General features: G+C 32.4%; 1 protein-coding gene and 1 pseudogene. Both read left to right on the top strand.

The features are described from left to right. A pseudogene (locus ACY2RW_RS16065) lies at positions 1–808 on the top strand (hypothetical protein); the annotation flags it as partial. Positions 809–813: 5 nt separating this feature from the next. Further along, positions 814–4,188: DUF6443 domain-containing protein (locus ACY2RW_RS16060; RefSeq protein WP_490123748.1), on the top strand; the 3,375-nt coding region annotated here is incomplete at its 3' end.

Here is a 4,188-nt window from a genome sequence, read left to right as displayed (position 1 = left end):
TAATGGTTACAACCTTTTAAAAGAAACTATAACGAATTCCTATAATGATTCTGGTATACTAACAAATACTAAAACCAATAATTATTTAAAGGATAATAATGATATTATCTCTCATTACATACCAATAAGTTCAGAATTTACAGACAGCAGAGGAAATACAAGGAAATCTGAGACTAAATATGTTTTTAACAAAACTCCACAAAACACAATTTTATATAATCAAAATGCATTATATCTGCCTTTAGAAAATAAAAGTTTTAACGGGAGTACAAAGCTATCTGAACAAGTTACTAATTACTTCACTTCCGGCACAAACTATTTGCCTCAAAAAATCCAAACCTCCAAAGGTTCGCAACTTTTAGAAGACAGAATCATATATCATAATTACGATGACAAGGGTAATCCTACAGAGGTTAGCAAAAAAGATGGTTCAAAAATCTATTATGTTTGGGGATATAATAAAACCCAGCCTATTGCTAAAATTGAAGGGTACTCTGATGCAGAGTTATCTGCTAGTAGTGTTCAGAGTGCTATTTCTAATGCAATTACATCTTCTAATACTGACAACCTTCAAGGAACAGTTTCATCAGATAATAGTTTAAGAACAGCTTTAACATCTTTAAGAAATTCACTTCCCAATGCGCAAGTTACTTCATTTACCTATGACCCTCTTATTGGTGTTACCAGTATTACAGATCCAAGAGGACAAACCATCTATTATTACTATGATAGTTTCAATAGATTGGAATTTGTTAAAGATAATGAAGGGAAAATATTAAGTAACACTCAATATAATTATAAAAACTAAGCGCTATGAAAAAGTATTTTATAAAAAATAAAGTTTTAAGTTGTCTTTTCATCTTATTTGCATTTATTATTCAAGCACAGGGGCCTGGAGGTCCAGGAGGTGGTGGCCCTGGAGGTGGTTTTGTTACTATATCCGGTAGTACAACTGCTAATCAAAATGATACTAAAACATATACAGCCAGTGCATCTGGAACAACCATTTATGCAGGTAATTGGGCTGTAAGTGGTGGAACCGCAACTATCTTAAGTCAAAATGCAACAAGCGCCACTATTAAATGGATTTCTTCTGGGACTAGAACCATACTTTATGAAGCTACAAGCTCGTCTAGTGGGTATATGGAAGGCGTATTAAACGTTACAGTAAATGCAGCAACAGCTCCAGCTATTCCTAATACACCTGTAATTGTAAATCAAACTTGTTCAAATGCTACTTTGCAAAGATCTGGAAATCCGCCTTCTGGAATTACTTGGTATTGGCAAGGAACAAATAGTAATGGAACAAGTACTTCAAGTAATGCAACATCAAATTATACAGCTTCAACTTCTGCAACTTACTATTTAAGAGCTAGAAATAACTCTAGTGGAATGTGGAGTACAGGATCTGCTGCAATTACTGTTAGCTTGGGTTCAATAGGTGGTTCTGTTTGGTATCAAGATAGTGATGGTGATGGATTAGGTGATCCAAACTCTACTCTTACACAATGTACCCAACCTTCTGGCTATGTTAGTAATAATTCAGATCAATGTCCTACATCACATGGACAAGGAAGCTCAAATGGATGTCCTGTAGGAACTGCTCTTAGTAACGAAAACTATGTGTATTCTATAGTGCCTCAAAAAGCAGTAACTTCCTTATCTCAATTAACTATTAACAAAGATGCTATTAAGAATGTTACTTATTATGATGGTTTAGGAAGAACAAAACAAAGTATAGGGATCAAGCAAAGTGCTACAGAAAAAGATATTGTTACTCACATAGAATATGATGATTATGGGAGAATGAGCAAAGAATATTTACCTTATGCATCTACATCTAACAATGGTCTTATAAAAACGGATGCTAAAAACGAAACCAATAGTTATTATTGGAATAATTATCAATCTGATTTTACAAGTTCTGCTAGCGTAAACCCTTATTCAGAAAAAGGGTTTGATGCATCTCCCTTAAATAGAGTTGTAGAACAAACTGCTCCTGGTAGTGATTGGAAAATGGGTACTAATTTTGCTGCCAAAGGATACTCTAACAATAGCCACACTATAAAGTTTGAATATGACACCAATGGCGCTTCTGAAGTCAAAATTTATTCTGTAACCACTAGTTTTTCTAATAATACTTATACTCCTACTCTTCAAGGTGGTTCTGCTAATTATAGTGCAGGTAAACTCTCTAAAACCATCACTAAAGACGAAAATTGGGAACCTACAGATGGCGTGAATCATACTACAGAGGAATTTAAAAACAAACAAGGGCAGGTTATTTTAAAAAGAACATACAATGCTTCAATTAAACACGACACATATTATGTTTATGATGACTTTGGGAATCTAACTTACGTGTTACCTCCAAAAGCTGAAGCAAATGTTGATAAACCAACAACAATAGCTAACGGAGAATTAGATAATCTATGCTATCAATACAAATATGATTACAGAAATAGGCTAGTAGAAAAGAAAATTCCTGGTAAAGGATGGGAGTATATTATCTATGATAAATTGGATAGACCCGTACTGACCCAAGACGCAAATTTGAGAAGTATAAATAATAACAATACTGTAGATGATAAAAAATGGTTATTCACAAAATATGATCAATTAGGGAGAGTCGTTTATACTGGGATTTATACTCATGGTACTGTTGTAGATAGGATTAGTATGCAGAGTACTTTTGATTCTTACAACACAAGTTCTTCTAATTTATATGAAACAAAAGTAACAAGTGGATCTGGTTTTAGTAGTACTTATTATACTAATTATGATTTTCCAACTTCAGGGTTAGAAGTTTTGACGGTTAATTATTATGATAATTATTCATTTGACACAGCTGGTACAGGAACAACAATATCAACTGCTTTTGGTGTTAATTCTACGACTGTATTAAAAGGTTTAATAACTGGTACTAGAGTAAAAATATTAGGGCATAGCAACTGGATAACCACTGTAACTTACTATGATGAAAAGGCAAGACCAATATATGTATATTCACATAATAGCTTTTTAGGTACAACTGATATTGTTGAGTCTAAATTAGACTTTACAGGAAAAGTAATTGATACAAAAACAAGACATACAAAAAATGATGATAATATTTCTGGAACAATAACCATAAATGATCACTTTACTTATGACCATGCAGGGAGGTTAAAGAAGCAGAATCAGACTATTGGAAATAACACAGAAACTATTGTTGACAATACTTATGATGAACTTGGTCAATTAACATCAAAAGGTGTTGGAGGAAAAAGTAGTTTAAATCGATTACAAACAGTAGACTACAAATACAATGTAAGAGGGTGGTTAAAAAATATTAACGATACTAATTCGGTTAATTCATCAATTACACTTGGAGCTAATGATTTATTTGGTTTTGAAATAAACTACAATAATCCTTCAGATCCTAATAAAGCACTTTTTAATGGAAATATTAGTCAAACCTTATGGAAAAGCACTAGCAATAATCTGTCTGGAAATGCCGTAAGCAATAAATATACTTATAATTACGATGCACTAAATAGAATCACAGGCGCAGTCGACAATACAGGGCGATATAACTTACAAAATGTAACTTACGACAAAAACGGAAATATCTTAACACTTTTACGAAAAGGACATACCAATCTAAATGCCACGAGTTTTGGGTTGATGGATAACTTAGTTTATACCTATTATGATAATAGCAATCAGTTGAAAAAGGTATTAGATACCGGAAATAAAACCTATGGATTTAAAGATAGTAATAATGCACATACAGAGTATACCTATGATGCCAATGGGAATATGAAAACTGACCTTAATAAAGAAGGGATGATTACCCATATTGCTTATAATCATTTAAATTTACCAACTGATGTTACTATTAATGGTCAGCATATCTATTATACTTACGATGCAACTGGCACTAAACTTAGAAAAATAGCAGAAGGTAATACTACTGATTATGCAGGTAACTATATTTATAAAAAAATAGGCTCTAATGCAAAAACTTTAGAATTTTTCAATCATTCAGAAGGATATACACAAAATAACAACGGTAATTTTAGTTATGTATATCAATACAAAGACCACTTAGGGAATGTTAGACTCTCTTATAAAGATAGTAACCCAAATAACACAAGTAATACTGATTTAGAAATTGTTGAAGAATCTAACTACTATCCTTTTGGA

The organism is Polaribacter sp. 2305UL8-11 (genome assembly GCF_058147165.1).
Note: the sequence above shows the minus strand (reverse complement) of the source record. Positions and strands in the feature narration are given on the sequence as shown.